A 19,357-nucleotide genomic window follows, 5' to 3' on the forward strand; every position below is an offset into this window, starting at 1 on the left:
TCCAGCGGGCCGTGGGCGGCGGTTCCGGCCTGCTTGCCTGGCCTGGCCTGGGGGACGCTATCCGTCCTGCGAACCCGCCATCTGGCCGCGGCCGCTCACTTGCCGGTCTTGATCTTGCTCCAGGTCCGCGTGCGCAGCCGCTCCAGCTTCGGCGGCAGCATTTCCACCGAATACAGCCTGGCCTGCACTTCTTCCGGCGGGTAGACGTTCGGGTTGTCGCGCAACTCCGCCGAGATCAGGCCGTCCGCCGCCTTGTTCGGGTTGGCGTAGGCCACGTAGTCGGAGATCGGCGCCACTACCTCCGGGCGCAGCAGGTAGTCGAGGAAGGCGTGCGCCTGCTCGACGTTCTTCGCGTCGCGCGGAATCGCCAGCACGTCGAACCAGGCCGCGGCGCCCTCCTTCGGGATGCGGTACTCGATGCGTATGCCGTTCTTCGCTTCCCTGGCCCGGTTGGCCGCCTGCATCGCTCCGCCGGACCAGGCGATGGCCACGCAGACGTTGCCGTTGGCCAGGTCGCTGACAAACTTCGAGGAACTGAAGTAGGTGATGTACGGGCGCAGCTTCGCCAGGTGCTCCTCGGCTCGGCGGTAGTCTTCCGGCTGGTGGCTGTTGGGCGACAGGCCGAGATAGTGCAGCACCTCGGGGATCACCTCGGTGGGCGAGTCGAGGAAGGCCACGCCGCACTGTTGCAGCTTCGCCAGGTTCTCCGGCTTGAACACCAGGTCCCAGGAGTCCAGCGGCGCATCGTCGCCGAGCACCGCGCGGACCTTGTCGAGGTTGTAGGCGATGCCGTTGGTGCCCCACATGTAGGGCATCACGTAGCGGTTGCCGGGGTCCTTGCCGGCGAGCACCTTGAGCAGGGCCGGGTTGAGGTTCTTCCAGTTCGGCAGCTTGCTCTTGTCCAGCGGCTGGAACACCTCGGCCTTCAGGTAGTTGGGCAGGAAGCTGTCGCTGGGCACCACCAGGTCGTAGCCGGAATGCCCGGACAGCAGCTTGGCCTCGAGCACCTCGTTGCTGTCGTAGACGTCGTACTTCGGCGCGATGCCGGTCTGCGCCTGGAAGTTCTTCAGGGTGTCCGGGGCGATGTAGTCGAACCAGTTGTAGATCCGTACTTCCGGCGCGGCCTGGACCAGCCCGGCGGAAACGGCCAGCGCGAGGCCGGCCAGCAGCTTGCGAGTCGATTGCATGCTTCGCTCCTCAGCGGGCCGCGCCTTCGTAGCCCTGCAGCACGTTGACCGCGTTGATGCCGATGGCTTCCACCGCATAGCCGCCTTCCATGATGAACAGGGTCGGCAGGCCCAGCCGGGCGATGCGCTCGCCCATCCGCAGGTAGTCCGGCGAATCCAGCTTGAACTGGGAGATCGGGTCTTCCTTGTAGGTGTCCACGCCAAGGGAAATCACCAGGGCATCCGGGGCGTAGCCGGCGATCCGCACGCAGGCGTCGTCGAGCGCCGCCGACCAGAGGTCCCAGCCGCTGCCATGGGCCAGCGGATAGTTGTGGTTGCAGCCCTCGCCGGCGCCTTCGCCGCGCTCGTCCGCGTAGCCGAGGAAGTACGGGTATTCGACCCGCGGATCGCCATGGATCGAGGCGAACAGAACATCGTCGCGGCGGTAGAAAATGTCCTGGGTGCCGTTGCCATGGTGATAGTCGACATCGAGGATCGCCACGCGCCGGGCACCCTGGTCGAGGAACGCCTGGGTGGCGATGGCGGCATTGTTGAGGAAGCAGTAGCCGCCCATGAAGTCGCCACCGGCGTGATGGCCCGGCGGACGGCAGAGGGCGAAGGCGCTGCGGGCGCCCTGGCGCATATGCTCCTGGGCGGTCAGCGCGACCTGGGCGGAGCTGTAGATGGCCTGCCAGGTGCCGGCGGTGATCGGCGCCTCGGTGTCGAAGCTGTAGTAGCCCAGCTCGCCCATCAGCGCCGTGGGGATCGGCCCGTCGCGGCGCAGGCGGCGGCCGGGGAAGGTGGTGGACACCAGGTCGCCGCTGTGGCCTTCGGCGGTCCAGCGGGCCCAGGCGCCCTGGAGGAAGTCCAGGTAGGCGGCGTCGTGGATGCGCAGCAGCGGCTCGCGGCCGAAATCCTTCGGCGCGATCACCTCGCCAAGGTTCTGCGACTTCACCCGGGCCAGCACGGTGTCGGCCCGGCTGGGCATTTCGAAACAGGGTTGCAGCTTGCCGTCGACCAGTTCCGACTGGCCGAAGTGCAGACGATGATCGTCGCTGTAGACGCTCAGCATGGAGAGACCTCGCAGGTTTCTTGTTCTTGGTGGAGGGATTCTGCCCAGCGCGCGGTCGCGGCAAAACGGCGGCGGCGGCCAAAAAGGGATCGATATGGCCAGAATCCATGTCCCTTTAGCGCCGCCTGGCGATTATCGACGCGGGGAATTACTCGGCGCCCGCGCCGGTCCATACTGCTTGAGCCAGTCAGGATCGAAAGGGGGATTCGATGAGGCGCGCCAGCCTGCATATGTTGCTCTGCCAGTTCGCCATGGCCCTGGGCCTGCTCCTGAGCCTGGGCAGCGAGGCCTGGGCCGCCAGGCCGGCTCCGCAGGCGGCCGTCGACCTGGAAGCGCCGCCCGCCCTGGCCGAGGACGCCAGCCTCGACCAGCTCAACGCGCAACTCGACCTGATCCGCCAGCGCGTCACCGCCGACGCCAGCGACGACCTCCTCGCCGAGTTGCGCCAGAGCGCGCTGCAAGTCCAGCGCCAGGCCGACGCCCTGCTCGCGCTACGGGTGGCCGACATCGAGCGGCTCGACGATCAGTTGAAAGTGATCGGCCCGCCGCAGCCCGACGAGGCGGAAAGCCTCGCCGCCCAGCGCCAGGCCCTGACCCGGCAGAAGAACGCCCTGCTCGATGACGAACGCCAGGCCACCCAGCTCGGCCAGTCGTCCCGCGACCTGGCGGCACAGATCGTCAACCTGCGCCGCAGCCTGTTCAACTCGCAGATCAGCAGCCGCGCGGCGACACCGTTCAGCCCGAGCTTCTGGTCGACCCTGATCCGTCCCACCGACGACGACCTGCGCCGGCTGGACAAGCTGAAGGCGGAGGCCCTGGTCGCCTTCGACAGCGCCATCGCGCCCGGACACCGCTGGGCCTTCGCCGGAACCCTGCTGGCCACCGTGCTGATCTGGAGCTTCGGCCGCCGCCTGCTGGAGCGCATGCTTACCTGGGCGATGATCCGCTGGCTGCCGGAAGGCCGCCTGCGGCGCAGCGCCCTGGCCCTGGCGGTCGGGCTGGCGACCATCCTGACCATCGTCGGCGCGGTGTCGCTGATGCGCTGGGGCCTGGAAAGCAACGCCAGCCTGAGCCCCGACATGGCCAGCCTGACCGATCAACTGGTGAGCCTGGCGACCTTCTGCGCCTTCATCGCCGGCCTCGGCCGCGCCCTGCTGATGCTGCCGCGACCATCCTGGCGGCTGCCGGCGATCCCGGACAGGATCGCCAGCGCCCTCGGCCCGTTCCCGGCGATCCTCGCGGTGGCGCTGATGCTGGTGGCCACCGAGGAACGGATCAACAGCGTCACCGGCACCAGCCTGGCCCTGACCGTCGCCCTCAACGGCCTGACCGCGCTGGTCACCGCGCTGATCTTCGCCGCCGCCCTGCTGCGCTACCACCATGTGCGGCGCAAGCACGACCTGGAGCGGCCAGGCGGGATCGCCGGGCTGATCCCCTTCGTCGCCTCGGTATGGATCGCAGCGATCCTCCTCGCCCTGTTCACCGGCTACCTGTCGCTGGCCTACTTCCTCACCGGCAAGCTGCTGTGGATCAGCGTGATCGCGGCCACCACCTACCTGCTGATCGCTTTCTTCGGCGACATCTGCGAAACCCTGCTCTCGCCCAAGCATCCCAGCGGCCTGGCGCTGGCCAATGCGCTCGGCCTGTCGCCGCGCCACCAGGCCCAGGCCAGCACGGTGCTGGCCGGGGTCGGCCGCACCCTGCTGCTGCTCACCGCGCTGCTGCTGGCCTTCCTTCCGGTCGGCTCGAGCCCCAGCGAACTGCTGCAGGGCTTCGCCCAACTGGGCGAAAGCAGCAAGACCCTGGGCAACCTGAACATCGTCCCGCAGGACATCCTGGTCGCCCTGATGCTGTTCGTCGGCGGCCTGTTCGCCCTGCGCATCGTCAAGCGCTGGCTGAGCGAGCGGTTGCTGCCGGAAACCAACATGGACGCCGGCATGCGCGCCTCGCTGGTGACCCTGGTCGGCTACCTCGGCTTCGTGCTCCTGGCGATGCTGGTGATGTCCACCCTGCGCATCAACCTGACCAGCCTGACCTGGGTGGTCAGCGCCCTCTCGGTAGGCATCGGCTTCGGCCTGCAGGCCATCGTGCAGAACTTCATTTCCGGCCTGATCCTGCTGACCGAGCGGCCGGTGAAGGTCGGCGACTGGGTCAGCCTGGGCGGGGTCGAGGGCGATATCCGGCGGATCAACGTGCGCGCCACCGAGATCCAGATGGGCGACCGCTCCACGGTGATCGTGCCGAACTCGCAGTTCATCTCCCAGACCGTGCGCAACGTGACCATGGGCAATGCCCTCGGGGTGGTCGGGGTGAACCTGACCCTGCCGCTGGACACCGACGCGATGAAGGTCCGCGAACTGCTCCTGCAGGCCTTCGCCGAACACCCGGCGATCCTCGACGCACCGGCGCCCTCGGTGACGTTCAAGGATCTCGCCAGCAACGGCCTGGTGCTCAACGCCAGCGGCTTCGTCAACAGCCCGCGTTCGGTGGCCGGCGCGCGCAGCGACCTGCTCTTCACCATCCTCGACCGCTTGCGCAGCGAAGGCATCGCGCTGTCCTCGCCGCAGAGCCTGCTGATGATCCAGGATGGCGGCCCGGCCAGCGCCGCGCCTGCGCCCGCGACGCCCGATTGAAGCGAAGGGGCGGACTGGCCGTCACGCAACGGGTAGAATCCGCCCCTTTTTCAACGCCGAACCGCCATGAATCGCGAAGCCCTCGATACCCTCCTCCAGCACCTGCTCGCCGCGCTGTCCCCGGCGCCGGCGGAGACCCGCCGTCTGTTCCATGGTCGCGGCCGCTGCTGGCCGGGCCTGGAACAATTGACCGCGGACTGGCTGCAGGGCGTCCTGCTGGTGACTCTGTTCAAGGAGCCGCAGCCGGAGGAACTGCAGGCCTTGCGCCGGACCCTGGGGCAACTGACCACGGCGCCGGCCTGGGCTGCGAGCCAGGGCCGGCACCTGGTCCTGCAGCACCGCTACCGCCCAGACAGCGCCTGCGAATGGCTTTCGGGCGAGCCGCTGGAAACCTGGGACATCGTGGAAAACGGACTGCGCTTCCGCCTCGACCTGGGGCGCAACCAGAACACCGGGCTGTTCCTCGACATGCGCCTGGGCCGCCGCTGGGTGCAGGAGCAGGCCGCCGGCCGCCGCGTGCTCAACCTGTTCGCCTACACCTGCGGCTTCTCGGTGGCGGCCATTGCCGGCGGCGCCAGCCAGGTGGTCAACCTGGACATGGCCCGCGGCCCGCTCAACCGCGGCCGCGACAATCACCGCCTGAACGGCCACGACCTCGGCCGGGTGAGCTTCCTCGGCCACGAACTGTTCAAGTCCTGGGGCAAGCTGCGCAAGCTCGGCCCGTACGACCTGGTGATCGTCGATCCGCCGAGCTTCCAGAAAGGCAGCTTCGTCCTGACCCAGGACTACCGCAGGATCCTCCGCCGCCTGCCGGAACTGCTGGTGCCCGGCGGCACCCTGCTGGCCTGTATCAATGACCCGGCCATCGGCCCCGACTTCCTCCTCGAGGAAACCGCCCGCGAGGCGCCGTCGCTGCACTTCGTCGAACGCCTGGAGAATCCGCCGGAGTTCCCCGATGTCGACCCCGCGGCGGGCCTCAAGGCGCTGCTGTTCCGCAACGCAGGCTGATCGACGCGCGGGCGGCGTGTCGCTAGGCTGTCGGCATGGACATGCCCGATGGCTTCATCCCCCTGCCGCCACGCGTCGAACCGCAGGCGGCCTTTCGCCCCCTGCTCGACGACCTGCGCCGGACCCTGGCCCGGCCTCCGTTCGAGCGGGCCGTGCACAGCATCTACCTGTACGGCAGCGTCGCCCGCGGCGAGGCCATCACGGGGCGCTCCGACCTCGACCTGACCCTGGTCCTGCGCGACCCGCCCAGCCCCGAACTGGCCGCGCAACTGGAAACCGCGCGCCTGGCATTGCAGGCGCGCCACCCGGAAGTCAGCAAGATCGATTTCGATATCGGCCACCTGGACCAGGCCCGCGATCCGGCCAACCGCGATAGCTGGGGCTATTGGCTCAAGCACCGCTGCCGCTGCCTGTGGGGCGAAGACCTGGCCAGCGCCCTGCCGCCCTTGCGTCCGGCGAAAGCCATCGCCCTGGCCCTCAACGGCGACTATGCGCAGGTGCTGGAAGACTATGCGCGACGCCTGGAAAGCGCGTCCTCGGAGGAGGAGCGCCGCCGCCTGCAACGAGAAGCGGCGAAGAAGCTGATCCGCTCCAGCGACATCCTTCGCGGGGAGACGGAAAGCGTCTGGCCGGAAACCCTGGAGCATTACCTGGCGCTGTTTCGCGCGCGGCACCCCGGACAGGCGCCGGCCCTGGAATATTTCAAGGCCGTACTGGACGACCAGGTCACCGACCCGGCGGTGTTCATCGAGCGCCTGCGCGCATTCAGCGCCTGGATGCAGCGCCAGGCGTAGCCCGCCGAGACGGTCGTCCTCAGCGTCGGGCCAACAGGGCCGTGGCGCCCTGGGCCTTGCGCGTGTACCAGAGCACCCGGCTGACGCCACGGGTAATCGCCACGTAGGCCAGGCGCAGGCTTTCGTCCTCCATGGCCTGGTCGTAGCTGTTGCGGAAGAAACCCGAAGCCGCGTACAGCGCGTTGCGCAACGGATGCTTCTCGCCCGGCAGGCAGTCGTCGACGACGATCGCCACTTCGGCCTGGAGGCCCTTGGCGCGATGGATGGTCATGCCCTTCACCGGCAGCGCGCGATCCAACTCCGCCTGGATCGCCTGCAACGGCTCGTTGCGCCGGCTCAGCAACAGCACCGCGGTGCGCTCGCTGCTCTCGCGAGCGGCGGCGTGCTCGCACTGGGCGCGGATTTCCGCCAGTAGCTTCGGCAGTTGCGCACGCAGGTCGAAACGCTGCACCAGCTTCACGCCATGGTCGCCCGGCTGGATCGGGCGGAACGCGCGGCAGGTCTTGTCCTGCTTGAAACGCACCCCGGCCAGCACCTTCTCGCCGTCGCGAATGATCGGTTCGACGGAGCGGTAGTTGGTTTCCAGCACCAGCAGCGCGCTCTTGCGTCCCCGCCCACGCGAGGGGAAGTGCCGGTCGAAGTCGATGAACAGCTCCGGCGAACTGCCGCGCCAGCCGTAGATCGACTGCCAGTCGTCGCCGATGGCCATCAGGCTCGGCGCGGTGCCCTGGGTCGCCAGGCGACGGTGCAACGCCTGTAGCCAGAGGACGATCTGCGGCGAGACATCCTGGAACTCGTCGATCAGCAGATGGGTGAACGGCGCCAGCGCCGTTTCCGCCAGGGCCCCGCCGGCCATCCGCTCGCCGAGCTGCTGGAACGCGGCGTCGAAGGTCATCAGGCCCTCCTCGCGCAACAGCGCCTGGAACCTCGCCCAGAACAGTGCCATGGCTTCGACGAAGATCTTCTCGCGCAACCCGCATTCCAGCTTGCCGCTGTCCAGGCGTTCGACGCGCAGGCCCAGGCTCTCGGCGAACCCGGCCTGGGCATGGAAGGCTTCGTACAGCGGCAACGCCTGGAACTCGCCGGCCAGCTTGAACGGCTCCAGCGGCGCCTTCGGCTGCCGCCGCGCGCCCTCTTCCGGCTCCGCCGGCGGCGGCAGTTCCAGCAGCTTGTGGATCTTGGCGCGGAACGCCGGACTTTGCGCGTAGCACTGCTGGTAGGCCTGCTTCAGCAGGCGCTGCTGGGCCGGACGCAGGCGTCCGGCGGCAAGGGGGTTGTCCGGCTCGGCGGCGGGGTCGCGGTCGTCCAGTTGTTCGAACCAGCGCGGATTGCCGAGCACCTCGCGGGCCAGGCTGCCGAGCGCCGAATGGAAAGTGCGCACGCACTGCCGCGCCTGGGCCGCGTCGAACGGGTACTGCCAGTGCGCGAGCAGCCGCAGCAATTGTTCGCGCAACTGCGCACAGGAGGCGTTGGTGAAGGAAATCACTGTCAGCCGCTGCGGCTCGACGCCCAGGTGGCAGAGCATGAACACCACCCGCAGGACCAGGGTGGTCGACTTGCCCGAGCCGGCACCGGCGAAGATCCGCGCCAGCGGCTGGCGGCAGAGGATCATCGCCCACTGTTCCTCGGACGGCGGGCTGACCACACCGAGCGTCACGGCCTGCGCCACCTGCTCGCGCATGGCGCGCTCCTGGGATTCGTCGACCTTCAGTGCGGCAGCCGGATAGATTCCCTGCGGCGCGCGCCGCGAGGCGGCAGCGGGCTTGCGTGGAGACCCCCGAACGGCGCCCTTCGCAGGCTTGCCGGCGGCCTTGGCCGGAGCCTTCGCGGCGTTCTTCCTGGAGCGGGCCTTGGCCGGCTGCAACAAGGCTTCGCGAGCCTCGCGCTCGGCCTGCAGGTAGGCGGTGGTACGCGGGAAACAACGCGCCAGGGCGCTGGAGAGCATCGACTTGTAGCGCCGTACGGCAGACAGCATCGGGGACCGGTCCAGACAAAGCATGTGGCTGAATCATAAGTGTTTTCCGCCCTCGGCCGACAGTCGGACGCGGACCGCCCATCGCGCCAGGGCAACCCTTGCGCGACCGCGCCGGTCTACCCTTCGGGCCCTGCCGGCCTGCCAACTCAGCGAAAACAAGGAGCCTACCCATGAGCGATTGGGCAATCACCTACAGCAAGGACGAAGCCACCGAGCGCCAAGTCCTGCCGTTCCCCCACAAGCCGAGCCCCGAAGAGGTCGCCGAGCACCTGCTGGAATGGGCCGAGGCCAACCTCAAGCCGGGCCACTACAGCACCGGCAAGCTGGAAAGCGACGAGCCGGCGGAACTGCTGCTGCGCCGCTTCGGCATCGTCGTCACCGGCATCGCCGAAGCCTGATCCCTCCCGCGACCGGCAGACGCCGGTCGCTTCCGCCGATAAACGCCTGCTCCGCCAAGCCTACGAACGCGCCAGCCGCGTACCTGGGCCGCTGGGCCAAGCGACGGTTTTGCTCCGTCCACCCGGCACCTCAGCGCTCGTCAAGGGCGGCGAGATAGGCGCAGAGCATATCGGCCAGGGCCTCAGCGTAACGCTCGATCTCCGCCTCGCTGCGCGGCTGTTCGGAGAACTGCTTGCCGACCGCGCCGAGCGTGGTGGTGAGCAAGTCGCCGGCCAGGCTGCGCTCGGCCTCGGCGACCTCCGGCAAGGCCTCCCGGAGAAACGCCTGGAACACCCGCGCGCCCTCCGCCTTCACCTCCCGCGCCTCGTCGGCGTCGCGATACAGCGGCGCCGCGTCGCTCAGCGCCACGCGTATCGCCGCCTCTTCGCACTCCGAGCGCACGAATGCCAGCACCAGCCGGCGCAAGCGCGCCAGCGGCGGCCGGGTGGTGTCCTCGAGGATCTCGCCGAGCAGACGCGTGGTGCGCCGCCACTCGTCGCTTTGCAGGCGGAAGAGGATCGCCGCCTTGTTCGGGAAATACTGGTACAGCGAACCGATGCTCACCCCGGCGCGCTCCGCCACCCGCGCGGTGGTGAAACGTTGCGCGCCTTCGCTGGCCAGAACCTGAACAGCCGCCTCCAGGATGCTCGCCACCAACTCACTGGAACGGGCCTGCTGCGGCTGCTTGCGCGAGGAAATACGCGGGTTTCGCTTGTCGCTCATGGAAGGCTCCGGAATGCGAATGGCGGAATGCGATGAATCCGTCGCATTCTAGGTCCACGCACTTACGCGCTCAAACATTCCCGGAGCCATCCATGAATACCCTCACCAACGCCCCGCTCGCCGATCTCCTGCAACGCCTGTTCGCCGAAGCCGAAGCCAGCGCACCGGGCGACAGTCCCGCCCTCGCCGACCTCTCGGAGGCCGAACTGAAGCGCCTCATGGGCAGCAAGACCGAATACCGCGAGTTCTACGGCCGCCTGAAGGACCTGGCGCTGCCCGTCTCCCGCGAAACCGGCTGCCTGCTCTACATGCTGGCGCGCAGCAGCTCGGCGCGCAGCATCGTCGAGTTCGGCACGTCCTTCGGCCTGTCCACTCTGCACCTCGCCGCAGCGCTGCGGGACAACGGCGGTGGCCGCCTGATCGGCAGCGAGTTCGAACCCTCCAAGGCCGAGCGGGCACGGCGCAACCTGGCCGCCGGGGGGCTGCTCGACCTGGTGGAACTGCGCGAGGGTGATGCCCTGCAAACCCTCGCCAAGGACCTGCCGGACAGCATCGACCTGGTCCTGCTGGACGGCGCCAAGGCGCTCTATCCGGAGGTCCTCGCCCTGCTGGAAAGCCGCCTGCGCCCCGGCGCGCTGGTGATCGCCGACAACGCCGAGCATAGTCCCGAGTACCTGGCCCATGTCCGCTCGCCGGCCAACGGCTACCTGTCGACGCCCTTCGCCGAGGATGTCGAGCTGTCCATGCGCCTGGGCTGAAGCCTAGCGACTGACGGCGTCTCGCGGGTTTGCTAGGGTCTGGCTCATGCCGCCCGGACAGCTCGAAGGAGACCCGCATGACCCGTGACCGACTCGCCGAGCGCTACCGCGCCTACATCGACTGCCTGAACCGCCAGGACTGGGCGCGCCTGGGCGACTTCGTCCATGACCGGGTGCGCTACAACGACGTGCAGATCGGACTCGACGGCTACCTGCGGATGCTCGAAGGCGACTTCCTGGCAATCCCCGACCTGCGCTTCGAGATCGAACGCCTGCTCGTCGATCCGCCGGGCGTCGCCTGCCGCCTGCACTTCGACTGCACACCCAGCGGCCGGCTGTTCGGCATCCCGGTCAACGGCCAGCGGGTACGCTTCGCCGAGAACGTCTTCTACGAATTCGAAGACGAGCGCATCGCCGGCGTCTGGTCGGTGATCGACAAGGCGGCGGTCGCCACGCAGGTTCAGGTGGCGCCGCCGTCGTCCTGAGGCGCCAGGGCACTGCGGGCCGACCATCTACCAGGTATCCACGAACGGCCGCTTGCGCCCCGCCCTCGGCGCCGGTTCTCCGGCGACGGCCAGGCCGCGCAGGAGCCAGGCGCGGGTCTCCGCCGGGTCGATCACCGCGTCGATCTCCAGGTAGCTGGCCATGTTCAGCGCCTTGCCGTTGCGGTAGGCCTTGTCCACCATGCCGCGGAACAGCGCCTCGCGCCGCTGGGGATCTTCCTCGGCCGCCAGCTCCTTGGCGAAGCCCAGCCGCACCGCGCCTTCCAGGCCCATGGCGCCGAACTCGCCGCTGGGCCAGGCGACGGTGAACAGCGGCGAATGGAAGCTGCCCGCCGCCATGGCCTGGGCTCCCAGTCCGTAGCCCTTGCGCAGGACCACGGTGAAGAACGGCACCGTCAGGCTGGCGGCGCTGACGAACATCCGCGAGACGTGGCGCACCGTGGCCTGTTTTTCCGCCTCCGGGCCGACCATGAAGCCAGGGGTGTCGCAGAGCGAGACGATCGGGATGTCGAAGGCGTCGCACAACTGCATGAAGCGCGCGGCCTTGTCGCCAGCCGCGGCCTCGATGGCGCCGCCGAGATGGCCAGGGTTGTTGGCGATCAGGCCGAACGCCCGGCCCTCGATGCGCAGCAGCGCGGTGACCAGGCCGGGAGCGAACTGGCGCCGCAGTTCCAGCACGCTGCCCCGGTCGGCCAGGACCTCGATCGCCTGGCGGATGTCGTAGGCACGCAGGCGGTTCTCCGGCACCAGGTGGCGCAACTCGCGCTGGTCGGCGCAACTCCAGTCGGGCAGCGGGCCCTGGAAATAGCCGAGATAGCGCCTGGCCACCGCGACCGCTTCGGCCTCGTCCTCCACCAGTACGTCGATCACTCCGTTGGGCCCCTGCACGCCCGTCGGACCGACCTCCTCGGCGGCGAAACGGCCCAGGCCGCCGCCCTCGATCATCGCCGGGCCGGCCATGCCGATGGTGGCGTCGCGGGTGGCGATGATCACATCGCAGCAGCCCAGCAACGCGGCATTGCCGGCGAAGCAGCGACCGGAGACCACTCCCACCAGCGGCACCAGCCCGGAGAGCCGGGCCATGCCGACGAAGGTATGGCAATCGAGGCCGGCGACGCCGACGAAATCGGTATCGCCCGGGCGCCCGCCGCCGCCCTCGGCGAACAGCACCAGCGGCAAGCGCCACTGTTCGGCCAGGCCGAGCAGGCGGTCGGTCTTCTTGTGGTTCATCACCCCCTGGGTGCCGGCGAACACCGTGTAGTCGTAGGCCAGCACCAGGCAACGCGCGGCCTGCGCGCCGAAGCTGGCGGCCCCCACCGTACCGGTACCGGCGACCAGGCCATCGGCGGGGCTCAGCTCCAACAACTCCTCGGCGGAGCGCCGGCGACGCTGGGCGGCCAGGGCGAAACCGCCATATTCGCTGAAGCTGCCCTCGTCCAGCAGGTCGAGCACGTTCTCCCGCGCGGTACGCTGTCCGGTCTTGCGCCGCCTGGCCAGCGCCTGCGGACGACGCTCATAACCCAGCGCTGCCTGGCGCTCGAGTACCTCGGCGAGATCGGCGCGGATATGCGCCAGGTCCAGCGCCTGTTCGGTCGGTGCCTGCTCGTCGTCATCCTCCGTCGGTTCGAGGAACAGCAGCGTCGCGCCCTCCTCCAGCGGCTCCCCGAGGCTCGCCGCGAGCCGCCGGACGATCCCCCCGCCAGGTGCCTTGACCTCGAACTCCATCTTCATCGCTTCCAGGATCGCGACCCGCTGGCCGGCACGCACCCGTTCGCCCACGGACACTTCCAGGGCCACCAGCACCCCGCTGCTCGGCGCAGGCAGCGGCAGGCTGCCGAGTGGCGCCTCGACCCGCGCAGGCGCGGCGTCCTCAGCGAGCGGGCACTCGGCGCGGAGCCGCGGATGGCTCGCCGGGATAGGCGCCAGCAGTGTCTCCAGGTGGCTTTCGACGAAGCGGGTGTCGACCCGGTTGGCCTGTACCGCCGGATGCAGCAGAAGGTTGCGCAGCAGATCCAGGTTGCTCGCCACACCCTCCAGGCGGAATTCGCAGAGCGCCCGATAGGCCCGGCGCAATGCGGCGGGATAATCCGCACCGCGCACGACCAGCTTGGCCAGCAGCGAATCGTAGCTGGGGCTGACCCGATAGCCGGCATAGCCGTAGCCGTCCACCCGCAGGCCGGGACCGCTGGGCGGTTCGTAGGCGCCGATAGTGCCCACCGCCGGACGGGCGCTGCCGTCGACCGCCAGGGTCTCCAGGTTGATCCGCAGTTGCACCGCGCAGCCGCCGATCGCCGGCGGTCGCTCCAGACCAAGGGCGGCAAGCTCCATGCCGGCGGCGAGACGCAACTGGGCGTGCAGCAGGTCGACCCCGGTGACTTCCTCGGTGACGGTGTGCTCCACCTGGATGCGCGGATTGGCTTCCATGAAATAGAAGCGCCCGGGGCGCTCCTCGTCGACCAGGAACTCGAAGGTACCGATCCCCCGATAGCGCACCGCGCCGGCCATGCGCAGGGCGCAATCGATCAGCGCCTCGCGGGTGGCCTCCGGCAGGTCCGGGCTGGGGGCGATCTCCAGCAGCTTCTGCTGGCGCCGTTGCAGGCTGCAATCGCGCTCCCAGAGGTGGCTGACCGCACCGCTGCCGTCGCCGAGCACCTGCACCTCGATGTGCCGCGCCCGCGCTACCCGTTGCTCGACGTATAACTCGTCCCGGCCGAACGCCGCCTGCGCCTCGGCACGGCAGCGGCGGTAGGCATCGGCCAGTTGCGCAACCTCCTCCACCGCGCGCATGCCACGTCCGCCGCCGCCGGCAAGGGCCTTGAGCATCACCGCGGCGCCATCGCCCAGCCCTTCCAGGAACGCCTCGGCCTCTTCGACGCTGACCGCGCGGTTGATCCCGGCCACCAGCGGCACCTCCAGGCGCTCGGCCAGGGCACGCGCGGCAGCCTTGTCGCCGAACAGGTCGAGCACTTCCGCTTGCGGCCCGACGAAGTGGATGCCCGCGCGCTGGCAGCGCCGGGCGAATTCGCCGTTCTCAGCGAGGAAACCGTAGCCCGGATGGATCGCCTCGCAGCCCTGCTCCAGGGCCAGCGCGACCAGCCGATCCATGTCGAGATAGGCCGCCACGCCACGGCCGGCCAGCGGTAGCGCGACATCGGCCTTGCGCACGTGCAGGGAAGCGGCATCGTCTTCAGCGAACACCGCCACCGAGCGGATACCCAGGTCGGCGCAGGCGCGGGCGATGCGAATGGCGATCTCGCCGCGGTTGGCGATCAGCAAGGCGTTGAAGGGAACGGTCACGGCAGGTTCTCCGGGGAGCGGGTCAGGCGGCCGGCGAAAGGAGCTGGCCCGGCGGCGCATTGGTCATCGTCGCAGGCATCTTAGGCAGCCGAAGGAAGCGGCAGAACTGAGGCTTATTCATCGACATCCATGAAGCCTATGCATGGTCCTATCGGCGAGCATGCTTGCTAGGCTGGCGCCTTCCCCAGACAGGCGCGCGCAAACATGAATCAGCCACATGAATGGTCGCCCCTCAGCCGCTTCGATCTGAACCTGTTCCGGGTCTTCGAAGTGGTCTATCGAGAACGCAACCTGACCCGCGCGGCGGGCCTCCTGCATCTCAGCCAGTCGGCCGTCAGCCACGCCCTGGCGCGCCTGCGCGACCAGCTCGGCGACCCGCTGTTCGTTCGCCAGGGACGCGGAGTAGCGCCGACGCCGCTGGCCGAGCGACTGGCGCCGGGCATCCATGACGCCCTCGCCGGCCTGCACCGCAGCATGAATCGCTGCCAGACGTTCGACCCTCGGCGCGACGCGCGGACCTTCCAGCTGAACATGCCGGAGCAACTGGAACCGCTGGTGCTCCCGGCGATCCTCGACCACCTGCGCCAGGCCGCGCCGCACATCGAGATATGCTGCAACAGCCTGCACTGGGCGGACCTGAAGGCGGAACTGGGCGCCGGACGCATCGACCTCGCCATCGAGATCGCCCGGCCCACCGACGCCGCCCTGCGCCGCCAGCACCTGCTCGACGACAGCCTGTGCGTGATGGCCGGGCCGGGCTTCGCCGGCGAACTGAGTGCGGAGGAGTACCTGGCGGCAGACCATGTCGCGGTGACCTCGCGGCGACGCGGCATCTGCATCGAAGACCTGGCCCTCGGCCACCTCGGCCTGACCCGCCAGGTGCGCCAGCGCTGCCAGCACTACCTGTCGGCGGCGTTGCTGGTGGCCCAGGGCGGCTACCTGCTGACCCTGACCCGAGGCTACGCCGAACTGATCAACCGCGGCCTGGGCAACCGCCTGCTGCCGATGCCGCTGGCCCTGCCAGCGGTGACTCTGAATCTCTACTGGTCGCGCCAGGCCGACGACGAAGCCGGCAGCCTCTGGCTGCGCGGCGAACTGGCGGAGCTGGCGACGCGCCTGCGCTGAGCGCGGGCGCTGCGACTAGGGCTTCACCGCCTTGGCGCGGGCCTTCTGCAGCCACTGCCCGGCCTTCGCCGAACACTCCGTGACATAGGTCGTATCGATCGCGCAGCGCTCCCCGGTGGCCTTGAGCAGGTAGGCGGCATCGGCTACCTCGTAGTCGGTGTGCCGGCGCGGCGTACCCTTCGCCTGGGATTCGCGTTCGTCCTCGCGGATGTCGCAGTACAGCGCATTGCTGCGGGCGAACAGTTCGAGGCACTCGGCATCCTTGCCCAGCAACGGGTTGGCGCTGTCCTCGGCGGACTTGGAGCAGCCGCCGAGCAGCAGGCAGGCGCAGGCGATCGTGGCAAGCGGGCTACGCATGTGTCCGTTTCCTTGGCCATGGAGAGTGCGCCATTAAAACAGCCCCGACGCCTCGGCGCACCCGCCATCGCCTCAGAGCCGCTCCCACGCGGCAAGCCGTGCCCAGCCAGCCATTTCTCCCAACGGCAGATGGCGGCCGAGCGGCTAGCCTGTCCGATGGTCCTCGGCCTGGAGATGACCCACAAGCCACGCCTGTTGCGCATCTTCACCGCGCTTCAAACCGATGCCCTGAAAGACGGGCGTCGCCAGCACGTGTCGGTATTGCGCGAACGTCGCTACGACGCGCGCCTGCCCATGTGGCTTGGAACAGGTCCCAGGCAAAAAGCCGAGGGGAGGCGGATATGGATAGAGCCCTCGATAGGGTTTGTTTGACTCCGCTCTATCCAAGCGTATCGATGTCCAGATCGAACACCGCTCCAGGGGCATGGCCGCCTACCAGGGTAGCGATCGCGCGCTCATTGCTGTCGGCATCCGGCGGGGCCATCGCGAGTTGTTCATGCGAGCGATTGAACGAGTGCGCCAGCCAGCGCTCCAGGCTCACCGCCAGCGCCTCGGGCCGCTCGGCAACCCGGCCGTAGACCTTGGCCTCGCTGACACGTTCGACACTCAATGCTTTCAGTCGCACAGCGGTCTGTTGCAACCTGCCGATTTCAGCGCGCAATGGCCCCATTATCTGTTGTTCCCTGGCAGAACCGTAGGCCGCCGCCTCCTTTTCCCGCAACTGCGCCTTGAAGTCCTGCAGCGCTTCCCCGACCCGCTCGTACTCGGTCGGGGTCACCACGGTGCGGCCTTCCTCCAAGGCCTCTTGTGCACGGCGCAAGGAAGCCCAGCAATGCGGAATGTAGCTGGCGACCATCTTGTGATCGGCATTATCCAGCATCTGCCGCAGCAGCCCGCCTCGCTCCGGCAAGCCATTCCTTGCAGCCAGTGCCTTGGCGCAAACCGCCGCGCCGCCGCGCTCGGTAATGCTTTCGCAGCCGGGCGTCCACAGGATCGCGGACTTGTGGCCATCGGCAAACGACACGGGCATGAAATGACGCAGTTTGCCGTGGTGCGTGTAAGGCTCGCCGACGATGTTGACGGGACTCAGGAGCACCACCGCCCCTCCGATGGCTGGGTTGAAGAGCATCAGCAGGACGCCCGCCCCCGACATGCGCCAGGACGTTTTCATCCAAGCCGCCGGGACACTGGGCACCGGATCGTTCTGGTTGACCATGCGGTGATGCACCAGAGGCCTGGCGTTTTCCACGAAGGTCTTGTCGCCTACGCGCGGGCTGCCGTAGGTGTAGAGCACGATTTGATATTTCTCCGGTCTTTGCCGCAACATCTCGGCGATCAGCAGCGCAACTGCGCCACCAAGGCTGTGACCGGTGATCAACAGCTTCTGCCCGCTGTAGAACTTATCCAGGTAGGTTGTAAAAAAATTGAAGGCCACCTTGGCCGACTCGTAAAAGCCGTTGTGTACCTTGCCGCTGGTTTCCTCGAACGGCGTCTGCGCAGCATCCACATCGCGCAGAACGTCAGCCATACTCGCGGTGCCGCGTACCACCAGCAGGATCAGCTCATCATTGTGGGTGATATAGGCTTGCGTATCGGTACCACCCCTTGTATCCGAGTCATCCAAGTAGTGGAGCCTGGCCGGATGTTCCTGACCCACCCCAAGCTCGGGGCTGTTCACTTCGGGGTAAAGTTCGGGGTCGAACGGTACGACCTCCAGGCGCCTGGAGTAGGCCACATCTTCATACAGGGGGTAATAAGCCTTCCCGCCGGCCTGAGTTGCGTCCACTTGCCACAGCTCATCGGACCTGGCCAGGGCATCGCCGAACCAGTTGCCGACGCTGGGTTGCGCCGGAAAGCTCACGCTGTCGGTTTCCACCGGTTGCGTATCGGGTTCCTGGCCAAACGAGCTATAGCTCAGGGTCGACATCAGCGCCAACTGGTACAGGTTGAGGTAGCAGAACGCTTCGCCCGTGGACAGGAGCGGACTCAGCGCCCGCAAGGGGCGCACCTCCAGCACATGGTGCCGGTTCGGCAACAGCGCGATACCGCGAACCCGGGGAGGCCTGGGAGCAAATCCCAACTCCGCCATGGCGGCCGAGGGACGGCGCATCAGCGCATGCACCTGGTGCCGAGGCGGAAAGAACCGGGGCGCCAGGGGCGGAAGATGGGCCCGGTGCTCCACCAGTTCGCTCACTTCGACCTGGCAGAAAGAATCGGCCTGGCCTTGGGCGGGGTTGGACCGGGTGCGGTCGCCGTCAGGGTTGACAAAGCGGGTCTTCTCGGCACGCACTTGCAGTTCAGTGATGGGGAGCGGGTAATGTGGTCTATTCCTCAAGTCCTTATAAAGCTCATCTCCTCCTTGGTAACTCCTATCAAGCTTGAGCAGCACCGGCCCGCAATAGTGCCGATTGATCTTCCCAGTCCCTGTTTCGTCCAGAATGCCAAGGTAGACAACCTCCTCAGAATCGCTGACTTCATAGGCCAGACCGGCATAGGGCCTGCCATCCCCCCGCTCATCCACCAGTTGAAAACTGGTCGAGTGGGTACGTCGCGGGCAGGCATGGATACGTTCGCTGAAGAACGGCTTTTCCCACTCCTCCATCGGCCCAGGGATCATGGGGTCACCGCCTTGTTTTCCGTACAGCCGGGGTAGATGGTGCAGTTGCGCCCATCCGGCATTCTGAAGGTGCTGAAATCCTTGTAGTTGCCGTTGCAATAGGCTCTTTGATCGTCAAAACTCTTGCCCATGCAGCGCTTCCAACCACCGGGCACTTTGACCCAAGTGTCGCCCCACCCCGGCCTCTCTTCGTCAACCAGCTTGATCCTCAACCTCACCGTCTTGCCGGGCAGTTGGTCCAGGGTGTAAGCCACGAAAGGTTTCGCTTTGCGCCGTACACCCGTCTCATCCATCCTTTTGCAATCGAGGAGCTTTCTCAGAACACGGGTCTTCCCAGCTGTACGAAACAGCCACTGGCATTGCCCGGCAAACTCGCTTTCCCCGGCCGCATTGAAAGTGCCCTTTTTCACCTCGACCAGCTTGTCTCGTACGACGATCAGGGCCGAGTCACGCCCGAAGTCCCCCCTAGCCTTGCCGTACCAGCCATAGATATAGAAATCGATGCTCTGCAGTACCAGAGGGCAGCCGCTGACCGTGCGACGTAACAAAATCTTCGAATCACGTTTGTACTTTTCCCGGCCCGAGTTGTAGCCAATTTTGGTATCCCGCCTACCCGGCACTGTGCAAGTCTCACCTTTGGCCGGGACATAGGCCGCCGTGGCTTCGTAAGTAAACTCAGGTGGCAGGTCCGCCGTAACGGTAAAACTGTTGGACTTGCCCAAGGCAGTGCAGCCCTGGGCCAGCGCAAGGCAACTGGCAAGGGTCATGTTTTTAAGGGTGCGGTTCATCTGGAGGCGTCTCCTTGCCAATAACTGCAGTCTTGGACGTTATTCGTCCACGGGTTGAAAGTTGCTGGAGCGCGAGCGCAGTGGGCAGGTATGGATACGCTCA

At 67.5% G+C, this 19,357-nt stretch carries 15 protein-coding genes; 7 read left to right on the forward strand and 8 right to left on the reverse strand.

What is annotated here, in order from left to right:
- Positions 1–95: 95 nt before the first annotated feature.
- Entirely contained in the window at positions 96–1,187 is a 1,092-nt protein-coding gene (locus tag AC1RB9_RS18550) for an extracellular solute-binding protein (protein ID WP_003082943.1), read from the reverse strand.
- Between the two features lie 10 nt (positions 1,188–1,197).
- Positions 1,198–2,238, reverse strand: coding sequence for an acetylpolyamine amidohydrolase AphA (gene aphA / locus AC1RB9_RS18555; RefSeq protein ID WP_003082940.1), 1,041 nt, complete (start codon positions 2,236–2,238; stop codon positions 1,198–1,200).
- A gap of 209 nt (positions 2,239–2,447) precedes the next feature.
- Between aphA and AC1RB9_RS18560 the strand changes: the two genes are divergently transcribed.
- From AC1RB9_RS18560 to AC1RB9_RS18570, 3 genes are all read left to right on the forward strand, one after another.
- The gene (locus tag AC1RB9_RS18560; protein ID WP_003122958.1) at positions 2,448–4,871 is read left to right on the forward strand and encodes a DUF3772 domain-containing protein; all 2,424 of its coding nucleotides are present in this window, start codon (positions 2,448–2,450) and stop codon (positions 4,869–4,871) included.
- Positions 4,872–4,937: 66 nt separating this feature from the next.
- Positions 4,938–5,879, forward strand: a complete 942-nt coding sequence (locus AC1RB9_RS18565; RefSeq protein WP_003082935.1) for a class I SAM-dependent methyltransferase — start codon at positions 4,938–4,940, stop codon at positions 5,877–5,879.
- 35 nt (positions 5,880–5,914) lie between these two features.
- Positions 5,915–6,673, forward strand: a complete 759-nt coding sequence (locus AC1RB9_RS18570; protein ID WP_003082932.1) for a nucleotidyltransferase domain-containing protein — start codon at positions 5,915–5,917, stop codon at positions 6,671–6,673.
- Positions 6,674–6,692: 19 nt separating this feature from the next.
- Here AC1RB9_RS18570 and AC1RB9_RS18575 read toward each other — a convergent pair whose 3' ends face one another.
- A complete protein-coding gene (locus tag AC1RB9_RS18575) occupies positions 6,693–8,648 on the reverse strand; it encodes a UvrD-helicase domain-containing protein (RefSeq protein ID WP_003116560.1) in 1,956 nt (651 codons plus the stop codon).
- A gap of 170 nt (positions 8,649–8,818) precedes the next feature.
- Between AC1RB9_RS18575 and AC1RB9_RS18580 the strand changes: the two genes are divergently transcribed.
- The gene (locus AC1RB9_RS18580; RefSeq protein ID WP_003082927.1) at positions 8,819–9,046 is read left to right on the forward strand and encodes a hypothetical protein; all 228 of its coding nucleotides are present in this window, start codon (positions 8,819–8,821) and stop codon (positions 9,044–9,046) included.
- Positions 9,047–9,176: 130 nt separating this feature from the next.
- Here AC1RB9_RS18580 and AC1RB9_RS18585 read toward each other — a convergent pair whose 3' ends face one another.
- On the reverse strand, positions 9,177–9,809 hold the full coding sequence (locus tag AC1RB9_RS18585) for a TetR/AcrR family transcriptional regulator (protein ID WP_003158268.1): 633 nt from the start codon (positions 9,807–9,809) through the stop codon (positions 9,177–9,179).
- Between the two features lie 92 nt (positions 9,810–9,901).
- Between AC1RB9_RS18585 and AC1RB9_RS18590 the strand changes: the two genes are divergently transcribed.
- A complete protein-coding gene (locus AC1RB9_RS18590) occupies positions 9,902–10,567 on the forward strand; it encodes an O-methyltransferase (protein WP_003082920.1) in 666 nt (221 codons plus the stop codon).
- Positions 10,568–10,644: 77 nt separating this feature from the next.
- Positions 10,645–11,052 carry an ester cyclase gene (locus AC1RB9_RS18595; protein WP_003082915.1) on the forward strand — a complete coding sequence of 136 codons (408 nt, stop codon included), beginning with the start codon at positions 10,645–10,647 and terminating at the stop codon, positions 11,050–11,052.
- 27 nt (positions 11,053–11,079) lie between these two features.
- On the opposite strand, the gene AC1RB9_RS18600 is transcribed toward AC1RB9_RS18595, so the two are convergent.
- A complete protein-coding gene (locus tag AC1RB9_RS18600; protein WP_003449675.1) occupies positions 11,080–14,367 on the reverse strand; it encodes an acetyl-CoA carboxylase family protein in 3,288 nt (1,095 codons plus the stop codon).
- Positions 14,368–14,571: 204 nt separating this feature from the next.
- Here AC1RB9_RS18600 and AC1RB9_RS18605 point away from each other — a divergent pair, with 204 nt between their 5' ends.
- Positions 14,572–15,492 (forward strand): LysR family transcriptional regulator, encoded by a 921-nt coding sequence (locus AC1RB9_RS18605; protein WP_003449672.1) that lies wholly within the window; start codon positions 14,572–14,574, stop codon positions 15,490–15,492.
- Between the two features lie 15 nt (positions 15,493–15,507).
- On the opposite strand, the gene AC1RB9_RS18610 is transcribed toward AC1RB9_RS18605, so the two are convergent.
- From AC1RB9_RS18610 to AC1RB9_RS18620, 3 genes are all read right to left on the reverse strand, one after another.
- Positions 15,508–15,849, reverse strand: coding sequence for a hypothetical protein (locus tag AC1RB9_RS18610; protein WP_003449667.1), 342 nt, complete (start codon positions 15,847–15,849; stop codon positions 15,508–15,510).
- A gap of 379 nt (positions 15,850–16,228) precedes the next feature.
- A complete protein-coding gene (locus AC1RB9_RS18615; protein ID WP_003449661.1) occupies positions 16,229–18,466 on the reverse strand; it encodes a lipase family protein in 2,238 nt (745 codons plus the stop codon).
- Positions 18,463–19,254 (reverse strand): hypothetical protein, encoded by a 792-nt coding sequence (locus AC1RB9_RS18620; protein WP_003449659.1) that lies wholly within the window; start codon positions 19,252–19,254, stop codon positions 18,463–18,465. The genes AC1RB9_RS18615 and AC1RB9_RS18620 overlap by 4 nt, the downstream gene beginning before the upstream one ends.
- Positions 19,255–19,357 lie beyond the last annotated feature (103 nt).

It is taken from the genome of Pseudomonas sp. 20-5 (assembly GCF_056782835.1).